Origin of the sequence: Enterobacter cloacae complex sp. P38RS, from assembly GCF_014930775.1 — a bacterium.
Lineage (GTDB): Bacteria > Pseudomonadota > Gammaproteobacteria > Enterobacterales > Enterobacteriaceae > Enterobacter > Enterobacter bugandensis.
In genome coordinates this window covers 268,962-290,885 of the sequence record NZ_JADBRS010000003.1, presented here as the reverse complement: position 1 = coordinate 290,885, position 21,924 = coordinate 268,962, and the positions used below count along the sequence as shown (strand labels likewise).

Below are 21,924 nucleotides of genomic sequence, written 5' to 3'. Positions count from 1 at the left end.
GAGCAATGAGCGAAATGATAACCGTCGGCGACGCCATCGCCAGAACGCTGGAGCAGTATCAGGTTGAGGCCATCTACGGCGTCATCTCCATTCACAACCTGCCGATCGCGGACGCGATAGGGCAGCGGGGCAAAATCCGCTTCGTGCCCGCGCGCGGCGAGGCGGGTTCCGTCACCATGGCCGACGCCCACGGGCGGTTTTCCGGCCTCGGCGTGGCGCTGACCAGCACCGGCGCGGGGGCGGGGAACGCGGTAGGCGCGCTGGTGGAGGCGATGAACGCCTGCACGCCGCTGCTGCATTTAACCGGACAGGTTGAAAAGGCCTGGCTGGATGCCGACACCGGTTTTATCCATGAAACTCGCGACCAACTGACCTTCCTGAAGGCCAGTTCAAAACGGGCGTACCGCATCAGCAATGCCAGCCAGGCGATAGCGATTCTGCATAAAGCGATTCAGGAGGCGCAGACGCGGCCGTGCGGGCCGGTCTCCGTGGAAATCCCGATTGATATTCAGGGAGCTAAAATTCCGCTGTCTCTGGTGACCGCACCGGTGAAACCAGCTTCGGTTGCAGCCGTGGATCCCGCGATCGTGGATGCTTTATGGGCGCAGCTCAGGCAGGCTAAACAGCCGCTGCTGTGGCTGGGCGGCGGGGCGCTGGGAAGCGCTGACGCGGTGAAAAAACTGGCGGATGCGGGCGTGACGGTGATCTCCAGCACCCACGCGCGCGGCGTGCTGCCGGACGACCATCGTGCCAGCCTGCGGGCGTTCCACAATTCGCCGTCGGTAGAGGCGCTGATTGCGCAGTGTGATTTTACGCTGGTCGCCGGTTCACGCCTGCGCAGCAACGAAACCCGCTCCTGGACGCTGGAGTTGCCGTCTCCACGCGTGCAGATAGATATCGACCCGGCGGCGGCTAGCCGTAACTATCTGATGGATAACACGCTGATAGCCGACTGTTCAGCGCTGCTTGGCGCGCTGGCTGAAAAAGCGCAGGGCCGCGAGTGGGGCAACGCCCAGTGGGACGCGCAGGTGCAGCTGGTGGTCTCGCAGGCTGAACAGGGCCTGCGCGAGCAGTGCGGCGCCTATGCGAAGCTCAACGACGCCATTGAAAAAGCCCTGCCGCAGGACGGCCTGCTGGTGCGCGATATCACCGTTTCCGGCAGCCTGTGGGGCAGCCGCCTGTTCAGGGCTAACGGCCCGCTGATGAACATTCACTCTCTGGCCGGGGCGATTGGCATGGGGCTGCCAATGGCGATTGGTACCGCGATTGCTAACCCACAGCGTAAGGTGGTGGGGCTGGTGGGCGACGGTGGCCTGAGCCTGAATTTAGGCGAGCTGGCGACGCTGGCGCAGGAGAAAGCCAACGTGACGCTGCTGATCATGAACGACGGGGGCTACGGCGTGATGCGCGGCATTCAGGATAAGTACTTCGGCGGGCGACAGTATTATAACGAACTGCATACGCCGGACTTTACCCTGCTGGCACAGGCAATTGGCCTGCAGGCGTGGAGCGTTGAGCGGGCAGAGGATTTTGAAGCCGTGATGACGGAGGCGCTGGCGATGCCGGGACCGTCGGTAGTGGAAGTGCGGATGGGTCAGATTGGCGCGCTGAAGTTTGCCGGGCCGCCGCAGAAAACGCTTTACTAGCTGTTTTCCCTCTCCCACGGGGAGAGGGAGAAAACAGTAGTCCGGGTAAGGCGAAGCCGCCACCCGGCTTGTTTTATCAGAACACGTTAAACGGGTATTCCACGTAAGCGCGGATCTCGTCCCCGCCCACGTTATAGTCGCTGGCGTTGCTGGAGACGCGCAGCACGGAGTAGCGCAGTTTCAGCTTCAGATCTTTCGCCGGGCCGTCCTGCACCTGGTACTGGATCTGGTTAAACCACTCGTGCTCTTTGCCGTTGCTGGTTTCAGACGTCTTAATGTTGTCGCCGCGCACGTAGGCGGTGGTCCAGCTCAGGCCCGGCAGGCCGAGTCCGCCGAAGTCCAGGCCGTAGGATGCCTGCCATGAGCGCTCGTCTTCACCGTTAAAGTCAGACCAGTAGGAGTTCGCCAGCCAGATGGTGTTGCCGCCGTCACCCACGCCGCCCTTGTCGCGATAGCCGCCGTAGTTATAGCCGGTGCTGCCGCTGCTCTGCTGGTACGCCACTTTGAACGTGTGAATATCCCAGATGTAGCTCGCCGCCAGGCTCCAGATGGTGTTGCTGCGGCCCGTGTCGAGGCTGTCAGCGTAGCCCTGATCCAGACGCGAGTTATAGCCGTTAAAGTCGAGCACCAGCTGCTGCCCGGTGCTGAACGGCTGTTTGTAATTCAGCCCCAGGTACTGTTTGTTCATCACCTCTTCGTTATGAGAGGCGTATAGCGCGCCGCTGAACTGGTCGTTGAACTGGTAGCTTGCGCCACCGAAAGTCAGGCTTTTCAGGCCGCTGTCGTGGCGGTCGTCGCTTTTACGCTGCTCGTCGGTGAAATAACCGGCGTTCACTTCCAGGCCGTCGAGCTCTTTCGAGGTCAGCATGGCACCGGTGTAGCTTTCAAACAGCAGGCGGGAGCTGTCGGCGTTAACGATAGGCAGTTCAGGACGCTGGTTACCGTAGCTCAGCACGGTATTCGAGATCCGCATTTTGGCGGTAGCGCCAAATTTCGCTAAATCGGATTTGGCCCGGCCATCGTCTTCCTGTTTAAAGAAGTCGATACCGCCCGCGCCGCTCTTGCCGCGACCGCCGTCCAGGCGCACGCCGTACTGCGCGATGCCGTCCACGCCAAAGCCCACCAGCCCTTCGGTATAGCCGGATTCAAAGGTGGCGATGATGCCCTGACCCCATTCGGCTTTATCCTGCTGGCCCTGATGGTAGTCACGGCTGATATACGCATTGCGTAAAAACAGGTCTAAATGACTGTCGTCGATAAAACCCTTGCTGTCAGATTGCTGGCTTGCAGCGGCGGGTAATGCGGCGAATAAACTTAAAGCAATTAACGATAATTCTTTTTTCACGGAGGGAACGTCTCTGTCTTAATATATTAAATTGAATTACTGCGCGTTTGATAATTACCGGAAAGATTAACGATTGCAATAAATATGTGACCAGACGTTTCAGCCGGAAAGGGTAGATTTGACGGGGCTTTCAGAGGTGTTACCGATACGTGCGATTTAGTTAGCAATTCATGCGAAATAAAAAGGAGGCAAAATTGCCTCCTTCCAAAATTATTTAATTCCGTCAGCGGCCATTCGGTCGCGAATATGCTGTGCGCGCGCTTCTGAGGCCGGGTGATCGTCAAACATGGAGCTCTGGCGACCCGCTTCCAGTTTTGCCAGCTTTTCGAAGCTGGTGGCTAAACCGGATGGATTAATACCGCGTTTGCGCAACAGATCGTAGGAGTAGTCGTCCGCTTCGGACTCCTGACGCTGCGAGAACTGGGAGTTAACCAGTTTTTCACCTACGTCACCAAGCTGCGACTGGGACAGGCTGCCAACGATGCCGCCCGCAGAGGCTGCCGCCGCGCGAATGGCGTTGGTGCCTAAGGCAACCTGCATCCCTTTCTTCACGTGGCCGAGCGCAACGTGACCCATTTCATGGCCGATAACCGCTTCCACTTCGTTGTCGGTCATCATATCCATCAGCCCGCTGTAGACGCGGATACAGCCGTTAGCCATCGCGAAGGCGTTGACGTCTTTCGCCATGTAAACCTTGTAGTTCACCGGCTGGCCGTTGATGTTATCGCCGAGCGCGGAAGCAATCTTATTCAGACGCTGTGTGTAGGTACTGTCAGCCGGCGCAAGCGTGGCTTTTCCGTCCATATCTTTACAGGCCTGATCGCTCAGCGCTTTAACCTGCGCGTCGCTCAGGGAGTAGGCCTGAAAGGCTTCTGCACCTGAGGTCATCAGACCGTTAGAGTCCATATTCTGACAGCCGCTCAGCACGAGCGTTGTACCCAGGGCCAGCACTATTGCACGCATTTTCATGAGGTTGCTTCCGTACTCGTTAAACTGAATAAAATCCGAAAAGTGCCCCCGCAACGAAGCCGGGGCGGGATAAGTATAAGGAATATCTACAGGCGCGGGCGAGCAGATTGCGCAACATGCGAGCATGATCCAGAGATTTCTTAAGCTGCAAAAGAATGGTCCATGTACATGCCCTGCGGCTTGGGTTACATTGTTGGCACTTTTTTCCGGCGTAGCCCAAAACGCGCTGTCGTCAAGGGCATGGCCTTTAACAGTCCGATCTGGAGTTAAAATGTCCTCACGTAAAGAGCTTGCTAATGCTATTCGTGCGCTGAGCATGGACGCAGTACAGAAAGCCAAATCCGGCCACCCGGGTGCCCCTATGGGTATGGCTGATATCGCCGAAGTCCTGTGGCGTGATTTCCTTAACCACAACCCGCAGAACCCGGCATGGGCTGACCGCGACCGTTTCGTGCTGTCTAACGGCCACGGCTCTATGCTGATCTACAGCCTGCTGCACCTCACCGGCTACGATCTGCCAATCGAAGAGCTGAAAAACTTCCGTCAGCTGCACTCCAAAACTCCAGGTCACCCGGAAGTGGGCTACACCGCTGGCGTAGAAACCACCACCGGCCCGCTGGGTCAGGGCATTGCTAACGCTGTGGGTATGGCGATTGCCGAGAAGACCCTGGCGGCGCAGTTCAACCGTCCTGGCCATGACATCGTTGACCACTTCACCTACGCTTTCTTGGGCGACGGCTGCATGATGGAAGGCATTTCTCACGAAGTGTGCTCCCTGGCTGGTACCCTGAAACTGGGCAAACTGGTGGCGTTCTACGACGACAACGGTATCTCCATCGACGGTCACGTTGAAGGCTGGTTCACTGACGACACCGCCGCACGTTTCGAAGCCTACGGCTGGCACGTTGTGCGTGGTGTTGACGGCCACGATGCTGACTCGATTAAACGTGCAGTAGAAGAAGCTCGCGCAGTCACCGACAAACCGTCCCTGCTGATGTGCAAAACCATCATCGGCTTCGGTTCTCCGAACAAAGCGGGCACCCATGACTCCCACGGCGCACCGCTGGGCGACGCGGAAATCGCACTGACCCGTGAAGCACTGGGCTGGAAACACCCTGCCTTCGAAATCCCGTCTGAGATCTATGCTCAGTGGGATGCTAAAGAAGTGGGCCAGGCGAAAGAAGCGGCCTGGAACGAGAAATTCGCTGCCTATGCGAAGGCGTTCCCACAGGAAGCGGCTGAATTCACCCGTCGTATGAAAGGCGATATGCCGTCTGACTTCGACGCGAAAGCCAACGAATTCATCGCGAAGCTGCAGGCGAACCCGTCTAAAATCGCCAGCCGTAAAGCATCTCAGAATGCGATTGAAGCGTTCGGTCCGCTGCTTCCGGAATTCCTGGGCGGCTCCGCTGACCTGGCGCCTTCTAACCTGACCCTGTGGTCTGGTTCTAAGCCAATCAACGAAGACAGTGCCGGTAACTACATCCATTACGGTGTACGTGAGTTCGGTATGACCGCTATCGCGAACGGTATCGCTCTGCACGGTGGTTTCCTGCCGTACACCTCTACCTTCCTGATGTTCGTGGAATATGCACGTAACGCCGTGCGTATGGCTGCGCTGATGAAACAGCGTCAGGTGATGGTCTACACCCATGACTCCATCGGTCTGGGCGAAGATGGTCCAACTCACCAGCCGGTAGAGCAGGTAGCTTCCCTGCGCGTAACCCCGAACATGAGCACATGGCGTCCATGTGACCAGGTTGAATCTGCGGTGGCGTGGAAATACGGCGTTGAGCGTCAGGACGGCCCGACCGCGCTGATCCTCTCCCGTCAGAACCTGGCGCAGCAGGAGCGTACCCCTGAGCAGCTGGCAAACATCGCCCGCGGTGGCTACGTGCTGAAAGATTGCGCGGGTCAGCCTGAGCTGATCTTCATCGCGACCGGTTCTGAAGTTGAACTGGCTGTAGCAGCATGGGAAAAACTGACTGCCGAAGGCGTGAAGGCGCGCGTGGTTTCCATGCCGTCTACCGATGCGTTCGACAAGCAGGATGCGGCTTACCGTGAATCCGTACTGCCTAAAGCGGTTTCCGCTCGCGTGGCGGTGGAAGCGGGTATCGCTGACTACTGGTTCAAATACGTGGGCCTGAACGGCGCTATCGTTGGTATGACCACCTTCGGTGAGTCTGCTCCGGCAGAACAGCTGTTCGAAGAGTTCGGCTTCACCGTTGAGAACGTTGTCGCTAAGGCGAAAGAATTGCTGTAATCGCCGTTTTGCCCGGTGGCGCTTACGCTGACCGGGCCTACAAATGGCTCAAAAGTAGGCCGGGTAAGCGCTAGCGCTTACCCGGCTTTTTTTGCGTCATTATTCCAACGAAAATGTGACGCAAGTCATATAGCTCGCTTATTCATCTGGACAGACATTCCTTTTATTCCCCGATTCGCTTATTCTTGCTGAAGCGTTTCAGTCGATTAAATGTTCGACAATTGACCAATCAATCGCAGTTTGTGATAGCAAAGATTCCCCTTCGGGCGTCGCTGGATTACTCTTTCAGCCACCTCAAACTCAGGGATTGCTTTGCAGGAGATCTATGACCGTACGCGTAGCGATTAATGGCTTCGGTCGCATCGGGCGTAATGTGGTTCGTGCTTTGTATGAATCCGGACGTCGGGCGGAAATCACCGTGGTGGCAATCAATGAACTGGCGGATGCTGCTGGCATGGCGCATTTATTGAAGTATGACACCAGCCACGGACGCTTCGCCTGGGATGTGCGCCAGGAAAGAGATCAGCTTTTTGTGGGTGATGACGCTATTCGTGTGCTGCATGAGAACAGCATTTCCGGGCTACCCTGGCGTGAACTGGGTGTGGATATCGTGCTTGACTGTACCGGTGTGTATGGCAACCGCGAACACGGCGAAGCGCATCTGACAGCAGGCGCGAAAAAAGTCCTGTTTTCTCATCCCGGAAGTAACGACCTCGACGCGACCGTCGTGTTTGGCGTCAACCAGCATGAGCTGCAAGCCGAACACCGCATTGTTTCCAACGCCTCCTGCACCACCAACTGCATTATTCCGGTCATCAAACTGTTAGACGATGCGTATGGCATTGAATCCGGCACCGTAACCACGATTCACTCCGCCATGCACGATCAGCAGGTTATCGACGCCTATCACCCGGATTTACGACGCACTCGCGCGGCGAGCCAGTCAATCATCCCGGTGGACACGAAATTGGCAGCAGGGATCACCCGAATTTTCCCGCAGTTTAATGACCGTTTCGAAGCGATTGCCGTGCGTGTTCCGACGATAAACGTCACCGCAATCGACCTCAGCGTGACGGTGAAAAAACCGGTAAAAGCCTGTGAAGTCAACCTGTTGCTGCAAAAAGCGGCACAGGGAGCATTTCATGGTATAGTTGACTATACGGAATTACCGTTGGTCTCAGTAGATTTTAACCACGACCCGCACAGCGCCATCGTGGATGGCACGCAGACGCGAGTCAGTGGTGCGCACCTTATCAAGACGCTGGTCTGGTGTGATAACGAATGGGGCTTTGCTAACCGAATGCTCGACACCACGTTAGCCATGGCCGCAAAAGGTTTCAGGTAGAGCGCACCTTGCGCTTGCAAAACTTTAAGAATCAACGAGAGGATTCACCATGTCTGTAATTAAGATGACCGATCTGGATCTGGCAGGTAAACGCGTTTTCATCCGTGCCGATCTGAACGTACCGGTTAAAGATGGCAAAGTGACCAGCGACGCGCGTATCCGTGCATCTCTGCCAACCATTGAACTGGCTCTGAAGCAGGGCGCTAAAGTGATGGTCACCTCCCACCTGGGCCGTCCAACTGAAGGCGAGTACAACGAAGAGTTCTCTCTGCTGCCGGTTGTTAATTACCTGAAAGACAAACTGTCCAACCCGGTTCGCCTGGTGAAAGATTACCTGGACGGCGTAGACGTTGCCGAAGGTGAGCTGGTTGTTCTGGAAAACGTTCGCTTCAACAAAGGCGAAAAGAAAGACGACGAAACCCTGTCCAAAAAATACGCTGCACTGTGCGACGTATTCGTGATGGATGCATTCGGTACTGCGCACCGTGCGCAGGCATCTACCCACGGTATCGGTAAATTCGCAGACGTCGCGTGTGCGGGTCCTCTGCTGGCTGACGAACTGGAAGCACTGGGTAAAGCACTGAAAGAACCTGCTCGCCCAATGGTCGCTATCGTTGGTGGTTCTAAAGTGTCTACCAAACTGACCGTTCTGGATTCCCTGTCTAAAATCGCTGACCAGCTGATCGTTGGCGGTGGTATCGCGAACACCTTCGTTGCCGCTCAGGGCCACAACGTGGGTAAATCCCTGTACGAAGCAGACCTGGTTGACGAAGCCAAACGCCTGCTGGGTACCTGTGATATCCCGGTTCCAACTGACGTTCGCGTGGCGACCGAGTTCTCCGAAACCGCAACCGCGACCCTGAAATCAGTAAACGACATCAAAGACGAAGAGCAGATTCTGGACCTGGGCGACGTTTCTGCACAGAAACTGGCTGAAATCCTGAAAAACGCAAAAACTATCCTGTGGAACGGTCCTGTTGGCGTGTTCGAATTCCCGAACTTCCGCAAAGGGACTGAAATCGTGGCTAACGCAATCGCAGACAGCGAAGCGTTCTCTATCGCAGGCGGTGGTGACACCCTGGCAGCAATCGACCTGTTCGGTATCGCTGACAAGATCTCCTACATCTCCACTGGTGGCGGCGCATTCCTCGAATTCGTGGAAGGCAAAGTACTGCCAGCAGTAGCAATGCTCGAAGAGCGCGCTAAGAAGTAAGCCATTCAAGGGCAGGGAAACCTGCCCAATTTTCAGCGCGCTTTTAAGAGCTCGCACCTTTTCTAACGGCCGAAGATACAGGACTAAGCAACATGTCTAAAATTTTTGATTTCGTAAAACCTGGCGTTATCACTGGTGATGACGTACAGAAAGTGTTCCAGGTAGCTAAAGAAAACAACTTCGCTCTGCCAGCAGTTAACTGCGTAGGTACCGACTCCATCAACGCCGTACTGGAAACCGCTGCAAAAGTTAAAGCACCGGTTATCGTTCAGTTCTCTAACGGCGGCGCTGCGTTCATCGCAGGTAAAGGCGTGAAAACTGACATTCCTCAGGGTGCTGCTATCCTGGGCGCTATCTCTGGTGCGCACCACGTTCACCAGATGGCTGAACACTACGGTGTTCCAGTTATCCTGCACACTGACCACTGCGCGAAGAAACTGCTGCCGTGGATCGACGGTCTGCTGGACGCGGGTGAAAAACACTTCGCGGCAACCGGTAAGCCACTGTTCTCTTCTCACATGATCGACCTGTCTGAAGAGTCACTGCACGAAAACATCGAGATCTGCTCTAAGTACCTGGCGCGCATGGCCAAAATGGACATGACCCTGGAAATCGAACTGGGTTGCACCGGTGGTGAAGAAGACGGCGTGGACAACAGCCACATGGACGCTTCTGCCCTGTACACCCAGCCAGAAGACGTTGATTACGCTTACACCGAGCTGAGCAAAATCAGCCCGCGCTTCACCATTGCAGCGTCCTTCGGTAACGTGCACGGCGTTTATAAGCCAGGTAACGTGGTTCTGACCCCGACCATCCTGCGCGATTCTCAGGAATACGTTTCCAAGAAACACAACCTGCCGCACAACAGCCTGAACTTCGTCTTCCACGGCGGTTCCGGTTCTTCTGCTCAGGAAATCAAAGACTCCGTAAGCTACGGCGTAGTGAAAATGAACATCGATACCGACACCCAGTGGGCAACCTGGGACGGTATCCTGCAGTACTACAAAGCGAACGAAGCTTACCTGCAGGGCCAGCTGGGCAACCCGAAAGGCGAAGACCAGCCGAACAAGAAATACTACGATCCACGCGTATGGCTGCGCGCTGCTCAGACGTCCATGGTGACCCGTCTGGAGCAGGCTTTCAAAGAACTGAACGCAATCGACGTTCTGTAATTTGAGCTGCTAACAGCATCAGAAGGCCCGCAAATGCGGGCCTTTTTTTATGCTTTTTCAATATCCTGCAATACCTGTTTTTGTGATCTGTTTGGCAAAGCCGGTGCTTTTTGTTTACCCTTTACTGACCTGCCTGTCTCCATGGGGGATGGATTTTGTGTTTTGGTTTAACAAAAGGAAGAATAAATGGAACAACTCGATGTTGTAGACAGCATCAATAACGCCGGCAACTGGCTGGTGCGCAACCAGGCCCTGCTGCTGAGCTATGCCGTGAACATTGTCGCGGCGATTGCCATCATCATCGTCGGGATGATCGTGGCGCGTATCGTGTCGAACGCCGTCAACCGTGTGATGGTCGCACGACACATTGACGCCACGGTGGCTGACTTCCTCTCCGCACTGGTGCGCTACGGCATTATCGCCTTCACGCTGATTGCCGCGCTGGGCCGTGTTGGGGTGCAAACCGCCTCCGTGATTGCCGTTCTCGGTGCCGCCGGTCTGGCCATTGGTCTGGCACTGCAGGGCTCGCTTTCAAACCTGGCGGCGGGCGTACTGCTTGTGACTTTCCGTCCGTTCCGCTCCGGTGAATATGTTGACCTTGGCGGCATCGCCGGTACCGTGTTGCAGGTACAGATTTTCTCTACCACCCTGCGTACCGTCGATGGTCGTATTGTGGTGGTACCGAACGGGAAAATCATTGCGGGGAATATCATTAACTTCTCCCGCGAGCCGGTGCGTCGTAACGAGCTCATCATCAGCGTGGCGTATGATTCCGATATCGATCAGGTGAAGTCGCTGATCGCAAATATCATCGCCTCTGACGACCGCATTCTGAAGGACCGCGAGCAGACGGTTCGCCTGAATGAACTGGGTGCTTCCTCTATTAACTTCGTGGTGCGTATCTGGAGCAAAAGCAGCGATCTGCAAAACGTTTACTGGGATGTGCTGGAGCGCATCAAGCTCGATTTCGACGCCAACGGCATCAGCTTCCCTTACCCGCAGATGGACGTAAACGTCAAAAAAGTCAAAGAAGCAGAATAACGTCACCCGTAGGCCCGGTAAGCGCTCGCGCCACCGGGCTTTACTTTCATAAGCTCCGCTAATACCCAATTAATATTATCCATTTCCTCTAATGTGATTCGCGCAGTATAGTCAGCCTCCAGAACAACACTGCGAGAAAATCGTCATGCTATCTTATTATTTTCAAGGGCTTGCCTTAGGTGCGGCCATGATTTTACCCCTCGGCCCGCAAAACGCCTTCGTGATGAATCAGGGCATTCGTCGCCAGTATCATCTGATGATTGCCCTGCTGTGCGCGGTGAGCGATCTGCTGCTGATTTGCGCCGGCATTTTTGGCGGCAGCGCGCTGCTGATGCAGTCCCCCTGGCTGCTGGCGCTGGTGACCTGGGGCGGCGTGGCGTTTCTGCTGTGGTACGGATTCGGTGCCCTGAAAACGGCGATGAGCAGCAACATTGAGCTGGCAAGCGCCGAAGTGATGAAGCAGGGCCGCTGGAAGATTATCGTCACCATGCTGGCGGTCACCTGGCTTAACCCGCACGTTTATCTCGATACCTTCGTAGTGCTGGGCAGCCTGGGCGGACAGCTGGACGTTGAGCCGAAACGCTGGTTTGCGCTCGGCACGGTTAGCGCCTCTTTCCTCTGGTTCTTCGGTCTCGCCATTCTGGCGGCATGGCTGGCGCCTCGTCTGCGGACTGCCAAAGCCCAGCGCATTATTAATACCCTGGTGGGGCTGGTGATGTGGTTTATTGCTTTTCAGCTGGCAAAAGAGGGCATTCACCACGTCCAGGAATTGTTCAACTAATCCTTGTCTTATGGACAACTGAGCAAGACCCGCTAAGCTTGCTGGCATGAGCCCTGTTGTTAGGGCACTCTTCGCAACATGGAGGAATGACAGTGAAGTTTAAAGTGATGGCCCTCGCGGCATTAGTAAGTTTCGGTGCGGTGTCGGCGCAGGCAAGTGAACTGCCGGATGGCCCGCACATCGTCACGTCAGGCACCGCAAGCGTGGACGCGGTACCGGATGTTGCAACCCTCGCAATTGAAGTGAATGTGGCGGCGAAAGATGCCGCTTCCGCCAAAAAACAGGCAGACGATCGTGTTGCGCAATATCTCTCTTTCCTGGAACAGAACGGTGTTGCTAAAAAAGACATCAGCTCTGCGAACCTGCGTACCCAGCCCGATTACGACTACCAGAACGGCAAAAGTATCCTGAAAGGCTATCGCGCCGTGCGCACTGTGGAAGTGACCGTGCGTCAGCTGGACAAGCTGAACTCTCTGCTGGACGGCGCGCTGAAGGCCGGCCTGAACGAAATCCGTTCCGTGTCGCTGGGCGTTGCGCAACCGGAGAAATACAAAGACGAAGCGCGTAAAGCGGCGATTGATGATGCCATTCATCAGGCGGAACAGCTGGCGTCTGGCTTCAAGAGCAAGCTTGGCCCGGTATACAGCGTGCGTTACCACGTCTCTAACTACCAGCCAAGCCCGATGGTTCGGATGATGAAGGCGGACGCCGCGCCGGTTTCTGCTCAGGAAACCTACGAGCAGCCAACGATTCAGTTCGACGATCAGGTTGATGTGGTGTTCCAGCTGGAACCCGTTGCAGCACAGCCGAAACCTGCACAATAATCAATAAGCCGGGTAAGGCGTAGCCGCCACCCGGCTTTTCATTTTAATCCTGTCTCAACACCTTATGTCCAAATGCCAGCAGCGCATCAGTCACGTTGCGCATCATGCGGCTTTCCGGCGCAAAACGGTGCCAGTAGAGCATCCGGCGCTGATACAGCCCCGGCGTCAGGTCAATCAGCTCACCGCTTTTCAACTCTTTCTCAATCTGTAAATGCGGGATCATGCAACAGGTGGTGCCCTGACGCGCCAGCTGCACAAAGGCTTCGGACGAGTTAACGATATGACACGGCACGCTGCCCGGCGGCAGATCGAAGTTTTGCTGCAAAAACGCCTGGTGCATATCGTCCAGATGGTCGAACGCCACGGCAGGGGCTTTCAGCAGCGCGGCGCGGGTGACGCCATTCGGGAAGTAGCGCTCCGCAAAGGCTTTTGAACCGACAAACAGGTAGTCGAGCGCGCCCAGCTGATCGACAAGACAGCTTGGCAGGGCCTGAGGCTGGATACTGACCGCCCCAACCACTTCGCCGCGACGCAGGCGCTCCTGGGTGCGGGTTTCATCTTCGACCTGAAGATTCAGGCGGATAGGGGAGTCGGCCAGCACCGGCGCAAGAGCCGGCAGCAGCCAGGTCGCCAGACTGTCGGCGTTCACCGCCAGCGAGAGCAGCAGCGGCGTGGAACCCGTTTGTTCGTCACCCAGCCACTCGTCTTCCAGCAGTTCAACCTGACGCAGCAGGGCGAGAAGCTTTTGACCTTGCTCCGTTGGGCGCGGCGGTACGGTACGCACCAGCAGCGGCTGCCCGAACATGTTTTCAAGCTGTTTGATACGTTGTGATACGGCGGACTGGGTGATGCACAGCTTTTGCGCTGCGCGCTCAAAGCCGCGTTCACGAATAACTGCATCAAGTGCCTGTAGTGTTCTGTAGTCCGGACGTTTCATTGCTCTGGCTGGCTCCTAAATTTTGCTTAATCTGCACTATGACACAATTTTCCCTTCCTGACAGACGAAATCCATTCGACGTGTTCTATAATGCGCCCTGAGTTTTCACACCACAGGCAAAACGATCATGACGCAGGATGAACTGAAAAAAGCAGTAGGATGGGCCGCTCTCCAGTACGTACAGCCAGGGACCATTGTCGGTGTTGGTACGGGGTCAACGGCGGCGCACTTTATCGATGCACTGGGCACGATGAAGGGGCAGATCGAGGGCGCGGTTTCCAGCTCCGATGCGTCCACGGAAAAGCTGAAAAGCCTCGGCATTACCGTTTTCGATCTCAACGAAGTGGATCGTCTGGGCATTTACGTTGATGGCGCGGATGAAATCAACGGCCATATGCAGATGATCAAAGGCGGCGGCGCGGCGCTGACCCGTGAAAAGATCATCGCCTCCGTGGCGGACAAGTTCATCTGCATCGCGGATGCCTCCAAGCAGGTCGACATTCTGGGTAATTTCCCGCTGCCGGTTGAAGTGATCCCGATGGCGCGCAGTGCGGTTGCCCGTCAGCTGGTGAAGCTGGGCGGCCGTCCGGAATACCGTCAGGGCGTGGTCACCGACAACGGTAACGTCATCCTCGATGTTCACGGTCTGGAGATTCTCGACGCGATTGCGCTGGAAAACGCCATCAACGGCATTCCAGGCGTCGTCACCGTAGGGTTATTTGCCAACCGCGGCGCGGATGTGGCGCTGATCGGTACGGCTGACGGTGTGAAAACCATCGTAAAATGATCTGATGGGGGGAGTGCTCCCCCCGCTAAAAAATTTTTGAAAAGCTAAATTTGGTGACTTGTGTCACGCTTTTCCGCCTCTTTTGCCGATCCTGCCACGTTTGTAAATTTCCTCAGCATTTTACTCTGTCATTTTGCCCTGTATGACTTTTCTTCAGAGTGCCGACGCAAACGTTCATATTGCTGCAATAGTTTTTTTTGATATGTTGGCTACAGCGGATTTCAATCCAGCACAACATCAGTTCAGATAAAAACAGGGTCGGGGAAATGGCAAAGGTATCACTGGAGAAAGACAAGATTAAATTCCTGCTGGTCGAGGGCGTGCATCAGAAAGCGCTTGATAGCCTTCGTGCGGCGGGTTACACCAACATCGAATTTCACAAAGGCGCGCTGGACACGGAAGAGCTGAAAGCCGCCATCCGTGATGCCCACTTCATTGGCCTGCGATCCCGTACCCATCTGACTGAAGACGTGATTGCCGCGGCAGAAAAGCTGGTTGCTATTGGCTGTTTCTGCATCGGCACCAACCAGGTCGACCTGAACGCTGCCGCAAAACGCGGTATCCCGGTCTTTAACGCCCCGTTCTCTAACACCCGTTCCGTGGCGGAGCTGGTAATTGGCGAGCTGCTGCTGCTGCTGCGCGGTATCCCGGAAGCTAACGCCAAAGCGCACCGCGGCGTGTGGAACAAACTGGCCGCGGGCTCATACGAAGCCCGTGGTAAAAAGCTGGGTATCATCGGCTACGGCCACATCGGTACCCAACTGGGGATCCTGGCGGAATCGCTGGGGATGCACGTCTACTTCTACGATATCGAAAGCAAGCTGCCGCTGGGTAACGCGACGCAGGTACAGCATCTGTCTGACCTGCTGAACATGAGCGACGTGGTCAGCCTGCACGTGCCGGAAAACGCCTCCACCAAAAACATGATGGGCGCGGAAGAGCTAGCGCTGATGAAACCGGGATCTCTGCTGATCAACGCCGCGCGTGGTACGGTGGTCGATATCCCTGCGCTGTGCGATGCGCTGAAGCGTAAGCATCTGGCGGGGGCGGCCATCGACGTGTTCCCGACGGAACCGGCCACCAACAGCGATCCGTTTAACTCTCCGCTGTGCGAATTCGACAACGTGATCCTGACGCCGCACATCGGCGGTTCTACTCAGGAAGCGCAGGAGAATATTGGTCTGGAAGTGGCGGGTAAGCTGAGCAAATACTCCGACAACGGTTCTACGCTCTCTGCTGTGAACTTCCCGGAAGTGTCTCTGCCGCTGCACGGCGGTCGTCGTCTGCTGCACATCCACGAAAACCGTCCTGGCGTGCTGACCGCAATTAACCAGATTTTTGCCGAGCAGAGCGTCAACATTGCCGCCCAGTATCTGCAGACCAACTCGCAGATGGGCTATGTGGTCATTGATATCGAAGCGGATGAAGACGTGGCTGAAAAAGCGTTGCAGAGCATGAAGGCCATTCCGGGAACGATTCGCGCGCGTCTGTTGTACTGATGGTGCGATCTGTGGTGTCGGGTGGCTGCTACGCCTTACCCGACCTACGTTGAGTTTTTGTTGGCCGGGTAAGCGTAAGCGCCACCCGGCTTTATTCTACCAGACCCAGATTTTGCTGGGCGTCACCACCGCCGGCAGCGGCACATCCCATTTCTCCACCGGCAAGGCTTCTACAGCCTGGCAATCATGCGCATACCCTACCGGCTGCAACCCATACTGCTGCCAGTTTTGCAGCGTTCTGTCATAGAACCCCCCGCCCATGCCTAATCGCTGGCCCTGTTCATCAAACGCCACCAGCGGCGTAATCAGCACGTCCAGCTGTGACAGCGGTAATACGTCGCGCACGTCGAGTTTCGGCTCGGTAATTTTCAGACGATTCACCACCAGCTCGCTGTGCGGATGGTAGTGCAGAAACAGCAGATTGCCCCGGCTGAACGGATGCAGTACCGGCAGGTAAACTTTTTTCCCGGCGCGCCAGAGCTGGTCGATAAGCGGCTGTGTGTCCAGTTCGCCGTCAAACGAGAGAAAGAGCGCGACGGTGTTTGCCATCACCACGGGCGGATAGGCCATCATGCGGGCAGCGGCTTGCTGCGCAAAGTGTGCTTGTTGTTCAGGCGTCAGGGCGCGACGACGCTGGCGAATGAGCTGACGGATATCCTGGCGTGAAGCAGAAACTTCAGGGAATTGAGTCATGGTAGTCGGTAGAAGAAGAGAGAGGGAATCTCCGAGATGCCGCCGCAGGCTGTAACCCTTGAACCCTTGGTTCAAGGTGAATGTGTCGTCATAGTTTTAAGGCTTCTCGGACGAACCGAGCATGCTCACCAACCATGGAGCGCCACATTCTTGTGGTATGAAATATCGGCTCAGGGGACTGGCCCGCTTGCAAACATCTCAGAGAAATTTTGTCTTCACAGTTACTCTACCATAGTCAACTGCGAAGTGTTATTCAAACTTTGGTCCCGGTCTTTCGGGATTGCGACCTTGATCAAGCAACGCCTGTTCAATGGTCTGCTGGAGCATTTTAATGCGCTGCTCCATGCTAGCCGCGTAATCGCGGGTCTTCGCTTTTTCCTGAGTCAGTTCATAGCTGATGTTCAACGCGGCGATGAAAACCAGCTGCTCAGTATTTGTGACTCTAGTGCGTTCTTTTAGATCTTGCAACCGCTGATTCAAATCGTCCGCAGCCTGATTCAAAGCATCCCTTTGTTCAGGTGGACAATTCACTCGCAGTGAACGGCCAAAAATCTGGAGATCGACGGGTTGTGCAGACATGCCACCTTCCTGCTGATTGACTGCGCTGCCTTCGCTTACTGCCCCGGGGGCTGCGAAGGGGCGACACTATAGCTACCCTGATGTGAAGATACAAGCCCTTTTCTGGTATCACCAGGGTCCAAAGTGGTAGCATATCATGAATATCCTCCCTTTGATGACGAATGCGTATGTCTATACAGAACGAAATGCCTGGTTACAAAGATTTAAACCAGTTACTTAACCAGCAGGGAGTCGGTCTTACCCCTGCCGAAATGCACGGTCTGATCAGCGGCATACTGTGCGGCGGAAACAGCGACAGCTCATGGCAGCCGCTGATCCACGACCTCACCAACGAAGGGCTGGCGTTTGGCCACGAACTGGCGGAAGCGCTGCGAAAAATGCACGCGGCAACCAGCGATTCGCTGGAAGACGATGGCTTCCTTTTTCAGCTTTATCTGCCTGAAGGCGACGATGTCAGCGTCTTCGATCGCGCCGATGCGCTCGCGGGGTGGGTAAACCACTATCTGCTTGGCCTGGGCGTCACCCAGCCTAAGCTTGATAAAGTCACCGGCGAAGCGGGTGAAGCGATTGACGATCTGCGCAACATCGCCCAGCTTGGCTACGATGAAGAGGAAGATCAGGAAGAGCTGGAAATGTCTCTCGAAGAGATCATCGAGTACGTGCGCGTGGCGGCGCTGTTGTGCCACGACAACTTTACGCGCTCGCAGCCGACCGCGCCGGAAGTTCGCAAGCCAACCTTACATTAAGAAAAATAACGCACAGGAGGGTGTCATGGTTATCTCGCAACAAGAGTATTTGCGCCGTCGTCAGGCGCTGCTGGCAAACATGCAGCCGGGAAGCGCGGCGCTGATTTTTGCCGCGCCGGAAGTGACGCGCAGCGCCGACAGCGAATACCCCTATCGCCAGAGCAGCGATTTCTGGTACTTCACCGGCTTCAACGAGCCGGAAGCGGTGCTGGTGCTGATTAAGAGCAATGACACCCACAACCACAGCGTGATTTTCAACCGCGTACGAGACTTAACCGCTGAGATCTGGTTTGGCCGCCGCTTAGGGCAAGAGGCCGCCCCGGAAAAGCTGGGCGTTGACCGCGCGCTGGCGTTTAGCGAAATCAACCAGCAGCTCTATCAGCTGCTTAATGGCCTCGACGTGCTCTACCACGCGCAGGGCGAATACGCCTACGCCGATGAGATTGTTTTCAACGCGCTGGAAAAACTGCGTAAAGGCTCGCGGCAGAACCTGTCCGCGCCCGCCACCCTCACGGACTGGCGTCCGGTGGTGCACGAGATGCGTCTGTTTAAATCTGAAGAAGAGCTGAACGTGCTGCGCCGTGCGGGCGAAATCAGCGCTCTGGCGCACACCCGCGCGATGGAAAAATGTCGTCCCGGAATGTTTGAATACCAGCTGGAAGGCGAAATTCACCACGAATTTAACCGCCACGGCGCGCGTTATCCCTCCTACAACACCATCGTTGGCGGCGGGGAAAACGGCTGCATTCTGCACTACACCGAAAACGAAAGCGCGCTGCGCGACGGCGATCTGGTGCTGATTGACGCCGGTTGCGAATATCAGGGCTACGCGGGCGACATCACGCGTACCTTCCCGGTGAACGGCAAGTTTTCGCCAGCGCAGCGGGCGATTTATGACATCGTTCTCGAATCTCTCGAGACGGCGCTGACGCTGTATCGCCCGGGCACCTCCATTCAGGAGGTGACCGGTGAGGTGGTGCGTATCATGATTACCGGGCTGGTTAAGCTTGGGATCCTCAAAGGGGATGTCGACACCCTGATTACCGAGAATGCTCACCGCCCGTACTTTATGCACGGCCTGAGCCACTGGCTGGGGCTGGACGTGCACGACGTGGGCGCGTACGGCCCTGAACGTTCGCGCGTGCTTGAACCGGGCATGGTGCTGACCGTCGAGCCGGGGCTGTACATCGCGCCGGATGCCGACGTGCCAGAGGAATACCGCGGAATTGGCATTCGTATTGAAGACGACATCGTCATCACCGAAACCGGCAACGAAAACCTGACCGCGAGCGTGGTGAAAAAAGCGGACGATATCGAGGCGCTGATGGCAGCGGCGCGCGTATGAGCGTGATTATCGTTGGCGGCGGCATGACTGGCGCCACGCTGGCGTTAGCCATCTCGCATTTGACGAAGGGGCAGCTTCCGGTGCATCTGGTTGAAGCCGTCGCGCCGCAGGCGAAGAATCACCCTGGGTTTGATTCCCGCGCCATTGCCCTGGCGCAGGGCACCTGCCAGCAGCTATCCCGCATTGGCATCTGGCAGGCCATCGCCGACTGCGCTACCGCCATTAATACCGTGCACGTGAGCGATCGCGGTCATGCCGGGTTTGTGACGCTGGATGCCCATGATTACCGTATTGACGCGCTGGGTCAGGTCGTTGAACTGCACGATATTGGCCTGCGCCTGTTCCGCCTGTTGCAGGACGCGCCGGGCGTTACGCTGCACTGCCCGGCACGCGTTGCCAGCTTCACCCGCAGTGAAGACGCGGTCAGCGTAACGCTGGACAATGGCACCGTGCTTGACGGACAGCTTCTGGTGGCGGCTGACGGGTCGCGCTCGGCGCTCGGCACCCAGTGCGGGGTAGAGTGGCGGCAGCAGCCTTACGGGCAGGTCGCGGTCATCGCGAACGTCTCGACCGCAGCAGAACACAACGGCCGGGCGTTTGAGCGCTTCACCCAGCACGGCCCGCTGGCGATGCTGCCGATGACGGGCGGGCGCTGCTCGCTGGTCTGGTGCCACCCGCAGGAAAAGGCCGAAGAGGTTAAATCCTGGTCCGACGAACGTTTTTGTACCGAGCTGCAGAAAGCCTTTGGCTGGCGGCTGGGGCGTATTACCCATGCCGGGAAACGTGCGGTCTATCCACTGTCGTTAACCACGGCATCACAGTCTGTTTCTCACCGCGTGGCGCTGGTCGGCAACGCGGCGCAAACCCTCCACCCCATCGCCGGGCAGGGCTTTAACCTCGGCCTGCGAGATGTGATGAGCCTGGCCGAAACGCTTTCGCGGGCGTGGAGCGAACAAAAAGACTGTGGCGCTTACCCGGTGCTAAGCCATTACCAGGCGCGACGTCAGGCCGATAAAGAGGCGACGATTGGCGTCACCGATGGTTTAGTCCATCTCTTTGCCAATCGCTGGGCGCCGCTGGTTGTTGGTCGCAACCTCGGGCTGATGGCGATGGAACTGTTCATTCCGGCACGTGACGTGCTGGCGCAGCGGACCCTGGGTTGGGTCGCGCGTTAAGGAGTTATCACTGTGCAAAATGTTGATGTTGCCATCGTTGGCGGCGGAATGGTTGGGCTGGCGCTGGCCTGTGGATTACAGGGCAGCGGCCTGCGCGTGGCCGTGCTGGAGCAAAAGCAGCCCCAGCCTGTCGCATCTGATGCCCCGCCGGAACTCCGCGTGTCGGCGATTAACGCGGCCAGCGAAAAGCTTTTAACGCGTCTCGGCGTCTGGTCAGATATCGTCGCCCAGCGCGCCAGCTGCTATCACGGAATGGAAGTGTGGGACAAAGACAGCTTTGGCCATATTGCCTTTGATGATGAAAGCATGGGCTATAGCCATCTGGGGCATATCATAGAGAATGCGGTGATCCACCACGCGCTGTGGCAGAAAGCAGAGCAGTGCAGCGACGTGACGCTGGTTGCGCCTGCGCAGATCCAGCAGGTGGCATGGGGCGAAAACGAGGCGTTTATCACCCTGCAAAGCGGCGACATGCTGACCGCGCGTCTGGTGGTCGGTGCCGACGGCGCTAACTCCTGGCTGCGCAACAAGGCTGATATCCCGCTGACGTACTGGGATTACCGCCATCATGCGATGGTGGCAACGATCCGCACCGAAGAGATGCACGGCGGCGTTGCGCGGCAGATTTTCCACAACGACGGCATACTGGCGTTCCTGCCGCTTGCCGATCCGCACCTGTGCTCGATTGTCTGGTCCCTGGTGCCGGAGAAAGCGCAGCAGATGCAGGATGCGACGCCGGAGGCCTTTAACCAGGCGCTGTGCGTGGCGTTTGATAACCGCCTTGGCCTGTGCACGCTTGAAAGCGAGCGGCTGGTTTTCCCGTTAACCGGCCGCTACGCGCGTCAGTTTGCCGCGCACCGTCTGGCGCTGGTGGGGGATGCGGCCCATACCATTCATCCGCTGGCCGGGCAGGGCGTTAACCTCGGCTTTATGGACGCGGCGGAACTGGTGGAAGAATTGCGTCGCCTGCACCGTGAAGGTAAAGATATCGGCCAGCATCTGTATCTGCGGCGCTACGAGCGCAGCCGCAAGCACAGTGCGGCGATGATGCTGGCAGGAATGCAGGGCTTCCGCGAGCTGTTTGCCGGGGCAAATCCGGCGAAAAAACTGCTGCGCGATATCGGCCTCAAGCTGGCCGACACCCTTCCCGGCGTCAAACCTCAACTTCTTCGTCAGGCAATGGGTCTTAACGATCTTCCCGACTGGTTACGCTAACCTCGATCCCCGTCACACTTTATTTTCCCGGCCTCTGCGCCGGGAAAATCCCCTCGTTTGAAATATTCTAATTCCACGCCATTTTTCGCATTAGTTATTCTCATGTCGTGATTTTTACGTGACGGAAATTCGGCCCGTTTTTCCGCACGAAATATCACCATGTGCTAAATCCTGTTAGATCATTGTTAATTTTGTGCGGGGTTAATCGCATTTTTCCAGTGAATAACTCTGTAGGCTTTTCAGCGTTTTTTGGTCATAAGCTAATGTGATGACCCGTTTTACCTTATGGTTAACCGCCGGTTTCGGTGGTAAGTTCAGGTAAAAGAGAACGTTTGCGTCGGCATTCGGG

Annotated in this window: 19 protein-coding genes and 1 other RNA gene; 14 read left to right on the top strand and 6 right to left on the bottom strand. The window is 56.5% G+C overall.

Translation table 11 applies throughout. The features are described 5' to 3' along the window. Positions 1 to 5: 5 nt before the first annotated feature. Positions 6 to 1,646: a thiamine pyrophosphate-binding protein gene (locus tag IM303_RS07200; protein ID WP_193359760.1), complete on the top strand. Its 1,641-nt coding sequence runs from the start codon at positions 6 to 8 to the stop codon at positions 1,644 to 1,646. A gap of 76 nt (positions 1,647 to 1,722) precedes the next feature. Here the strand turns inward: IM303_RS07200 and IM303_RS07195 are convergent, their stop codons facing one another. Next, entirely contained in the window at positions 1,723 to 2,991 is a 1,269-nt protein-coding gene (locus IM303_RS07195; RefSeq protein WP_192971646.1) for an OprD family outer membrane porin, read from the bottom strand. Positions 2,992 to 3,201: 210 nt separating this feature from the next. Further along, the gene (locus IM303_RS07190; RefSeq protein ID WP_028014340.1) at positions 3,202 to 3,960 is read right to left on the bottom strand and encodes a M48 family metallopeptidase; all 759 of its coding nucleotides are present in this window, start codon (positions 3,958 to 3,960) and stop codon (positions 3,202 to 3,204) included. 271 nt (positions 3,961 to 4,231) lie between these two features. On the opposite strand from IM303_RS07190, the gene tkt reads away from it, so the two are divergent. From tkt to IM303_RS07155, 7 genes are all read left to right on the top strand, one after another. Next, a complete protein-coding gene (tkt, locus tag IM303_RS07185) occupies positions 4,232 to 6,223 on the top strand; it encodes a transketolase (protein WP_045260752.1) in 1,992 nt (663 codons plus the stop codon). 325 nt (positions 6,224 to 6,548) lie between these two features. Continuing rightward, entirely contained in the window at positions 6,549 to 7,568 is a 1,020-nt protein-coding gene (epd, locus tag IM303_RS07180; protein WP_193359759.1) for an erythrose-4-phosphate dehydrogenase, read from the top strand. Between the two features lie 49 nt (positions 7,569 to 7,617). Further along, on the top strand, positions 7,618 to 8,781 hold the full coding sequence (gene pgk, locus IM303_RS07175) for a phosphoglycerate kinase (protein ID WP_028014337.1): 1,164 nt from the start codon (positions 7,618 to 7,620) through the stop codon (positions 8,779 to 8,781). Between the two features lie 92 nt (positions 8,782 to 8,873). Further along, entirely contained in the window at positions 8,874 to 9,953 is a 1,080-nt protein-coding gene (fbaA, locus tag IM303_RS07170; RefSeq protein ID WP_008499731.1) for a class II fructose-bisphosphate aldolase, read from the top strand. 186 nt (positions 9,954 to 10,139) lie between these two features. Beyond that, on the top strand, positions 10,140 to 10,994 hold the full coding sequence (mscS, locus tag IM303_RS07165; protein ID WP_193359758.1) for a small-conductance mechanosensitive channel MscS: 855 nt from the start codon (positions 10,140 to 10,142) through the stop codon (positions 10,992 to 10,994). 145 nt (positions 10,995 to 11,139) lie between these two features. Then, positions 11,140 to 11,775, top strand: a complete 636-nt coding sequence (gene argO / locus IM303_RS07160) for an arginine exporter ArgO (protein WP_047367435.1) — start codon at positions 11,140 to 11,142, stop codon at positions 11,773 to 11,775. Between the two features lie 92 nt (positions 11,776 to 11,867). Beyond that, positions 11,868 to 12,599, top strand: a complete 732-nt coding sequence (locus IM303_RS07155) for an oxidative stress defense protein (protein WP_028014336.1) — start codon at positions 11,868 to 11,870, stop codon at positions 12,597 to 12,599. 43 nt (positions 12,600 to 12,642) lie between these two features. Here IM303_RS07155 and argP read toward each other — a convergent pair whose 3' ends face one another. Continuing rightward, positions 12,643 to 13,536 carry a DNA-binding transcriptional regulator ArgP gene (gene argP / locus IM303_RS07150; protein WP_003860089.1) on the bottom strand — a complete coding sequence of 298 codons (894 nt, stop codon included), beginning with the start codon at positions 13,534 to 13,536 and terminating at the stop codon, positions 12,643 to 12,645. A gap of 127 nt (positions 13,537 to 13,663) precedes the next feature. Between argP and rpiA the strand changes: the two genes are divergently transcribed. Beyond that, complete coding sequence (rpiA, locus tag IM303_RS07145) at positions 13,664 to 14,323, top strand: ribose-5-phosphate isomerase RpiA (protein WP_003860091.1); 660 nt, start codon at positions 13,664 to 13,666, stop codon at positions 14,321 to 14,323. A 266-nt stretch (positions 14,324 to 14,589) separates the two neighbouring features. After that, entirely contained in the window at positions 14,590 to 15,822 is a 1,233-nt protein-coding gene (gene serA / locus IM303_RS07140) for a phosphoglycerate dehydrogenase (protein WP_041908347.1), read from the top strand. 96 nt (positions 15,823 to 15,918) lie between these two features. On the opposite strand, the gene IM303_RS07135 is transcribed toward serA, so the two are convergent. The 3 genes from IM303_RS07135 to zapA form a co-directional block, all read right to left on the bottom strand. Further along, entirely contained in the window at positions 15,919 to 16,515 is a 597-nt protein-coding gene (locus IM303_RS07135; RefSeq protein ID WP_192971649.1) for a 5-formyltetrahydrofolate cyclo-ligase, read from the bottom strand. A 24-nt stretch (positions 16,516 to 16,539) separates the two neighbouring features. Further along, a non-coding RNA gene (ssrS, locus tag IM303_RS07130) (6S RNA) lies at positions 16,540 to 16,723 on the bottom strand. A gap of 41 nt (positions 16,724 to 16,764) precedes the next feature. Beyond that, entirely contained in the window at positions 16,765 to 17,094 is a 330-nt protein-coding gene (gene zapA, locus IM303_RS07125) for a cell division protein ZapA (RefSeq protein ID WP_006811891.1), read from the bottom strand. A gap of 167 nt (positions 17,095 to 17,261) precedes the next feature. On the opposite strand from zapA, the gene IM303_RS07120 reads away from it, so the two are divergent. The 4 genes from IM303_RS07120 to ubiI are packed head-to-tail and all read left to right on the top strand — an operon-like array spanning position 17,262 to position 21,575. Further along, a complete protein-coding gene (locus IM303_RS07120; protein WP_028014333.1) occupies positions 17,262 to 17,840 on the top strand; it encodes a YecA family protein in 579 nt (192 codons plus the stop codon). 31 nt (positions 17,841 to 17,871) lie between these two features. Beyond that, positions 17,872 to 19,185 carry a Xaa-Pro aminopeptidase gene (pepP, locus tag IM303_RS07115; protein WP_028014332.1) on the top strand — a complete coding sequence of 438 codons (1,314 nt, stop codon included), beginning with the start codon at positions 17,872 to 17,874 and terminating at the stop codon, positions 19,183 to 19,185. Beyond that, positions 19,182 to 20,360: a 2-octaprenyl-6-methoxyphenyl hydroxylase gene (ubiH, locus tag IM303_RS07110; protein ID WP_193359757.1), complete on the top strand. Its 1,179-nt coding sequence runs from the start codon at positions 19,182 to 19,184 to the stop codon at positions 20,358 to 20,360. The genes pepP and ubiH overlap by 4 nt, the downstream gene beginning before the upstream one ends. A 12-nt stretch (positions 20,361 to 20,372) precedes the next feature. Beyond that, the gene (ubiI, locus tag IM303_RS07105) at positions 20,373 to 21,575 is read left to right on the top strand and encodes an FAD-dependent 2-octaprenylphenol hydroxylase (protein WP_193359756.1); all 1,203 of its coding nucleotides are present in this window, start codon (positions 20,373 to 20,375) and stop codon (positions 21,573 to 21,575) included. The last annotated feature ends 349 nt before the right edge of the window (positions 21,576 to 21,924 follow it).

Coding starts and splice junctions, on each gene's coding strand:
- IM303_RS07200 (WP_193359760.1), top strand. CDS start 6: ATGAGCGAAATGATAACCGTCGGCGACGCCATCGCCAGAACGCTGGAG.
- IM303_RS07190 (WP_028014340.1), bottom strand. CDS start 3,960: ATGAAAATGCGTGCAATAGTGCTGGCCCTGGGTACAACGCTCGTGCTG.
- tkt (WP_045260752.1), top strand. CDS start 4,232: ATGTCCTCACGTAAAGAGCTTGCTAATGCTATTCGTGCGCTGAGCATG.
- epd (WP_193359759.1), top strand. CDS start 6,549: ATGACCGTACGCGTAGCGATTAATGGCTTCGGTCGCATCGGGCGTAAT.
- pgk (WP_028014337.1), top strand. CDS start 7,618: ATGTCTGTAATTAAGATGACCGATCTGGATCTGGCAGGTAAACGCGTT.
- fbaA (WP_008499731.1), top strand. CDS start 8,874: ATGTCTAAAATTTTTGATTTCGTAAAACCTGGCGTTATCACTGGTGAT.
- mscS (WP_193359758.1), top strand. CDS start 10,140: ATGGAACAACTCGATGTTGTAGACAGCATCAATAACGCCGGCAACTGG.
- argO (WP_047367435.1), top strand. CDS start 11,140: ATGCTATCTTATTATTTTCAAGGGCTTGCCTTAGGTGCGGCCATGATT.
- argP (WP_003860089.1), bottom strand. CDS start 13,536: ATGAAACGTCCGGACTACAGAACACTACAGGCACTTGATGCAGTTATT.
- rpiA (WP_003860091.1), top strand. CDS start 13,664: ATGACGCAGGATGAACTGAAAAAAGCAGTAGGATGGGCCGCTCTCCAG.
- serA (WP_041908347.1), top strand. CDS start 14,590: ATGGCAAAGGTATCACTGGAGAAAGACAAGATTAAATTCCTGCTGGTC.
- IM303_RS07135 (WP_192971649.1), bottom strand. CDS start 16,515: ATGACTCAATTCCCTGAAGTTTCTGCTTCACGCCAGGATATCCGTCAG.
- zapA (WP_006811891.1), bottom strand. CDS start 17,094: ATGTCTGCACAACCCGTCGATCTCCAGATTTTTGGCCGTTCACTGCGA.
- IM303_RS07120 (WP_028014333.1), top strand. CDS start 17,262: ATGTCTATACAGAACGAAATGCCTGGTTACAAAGATTTAAACCAGTTA.
- ubiH (WP_193359757.1), top strand. CDS start 19,182: ATGAGCGTGATTATCGTTGGCGGCGGCATGACTGGCGCCACGCTGGCG.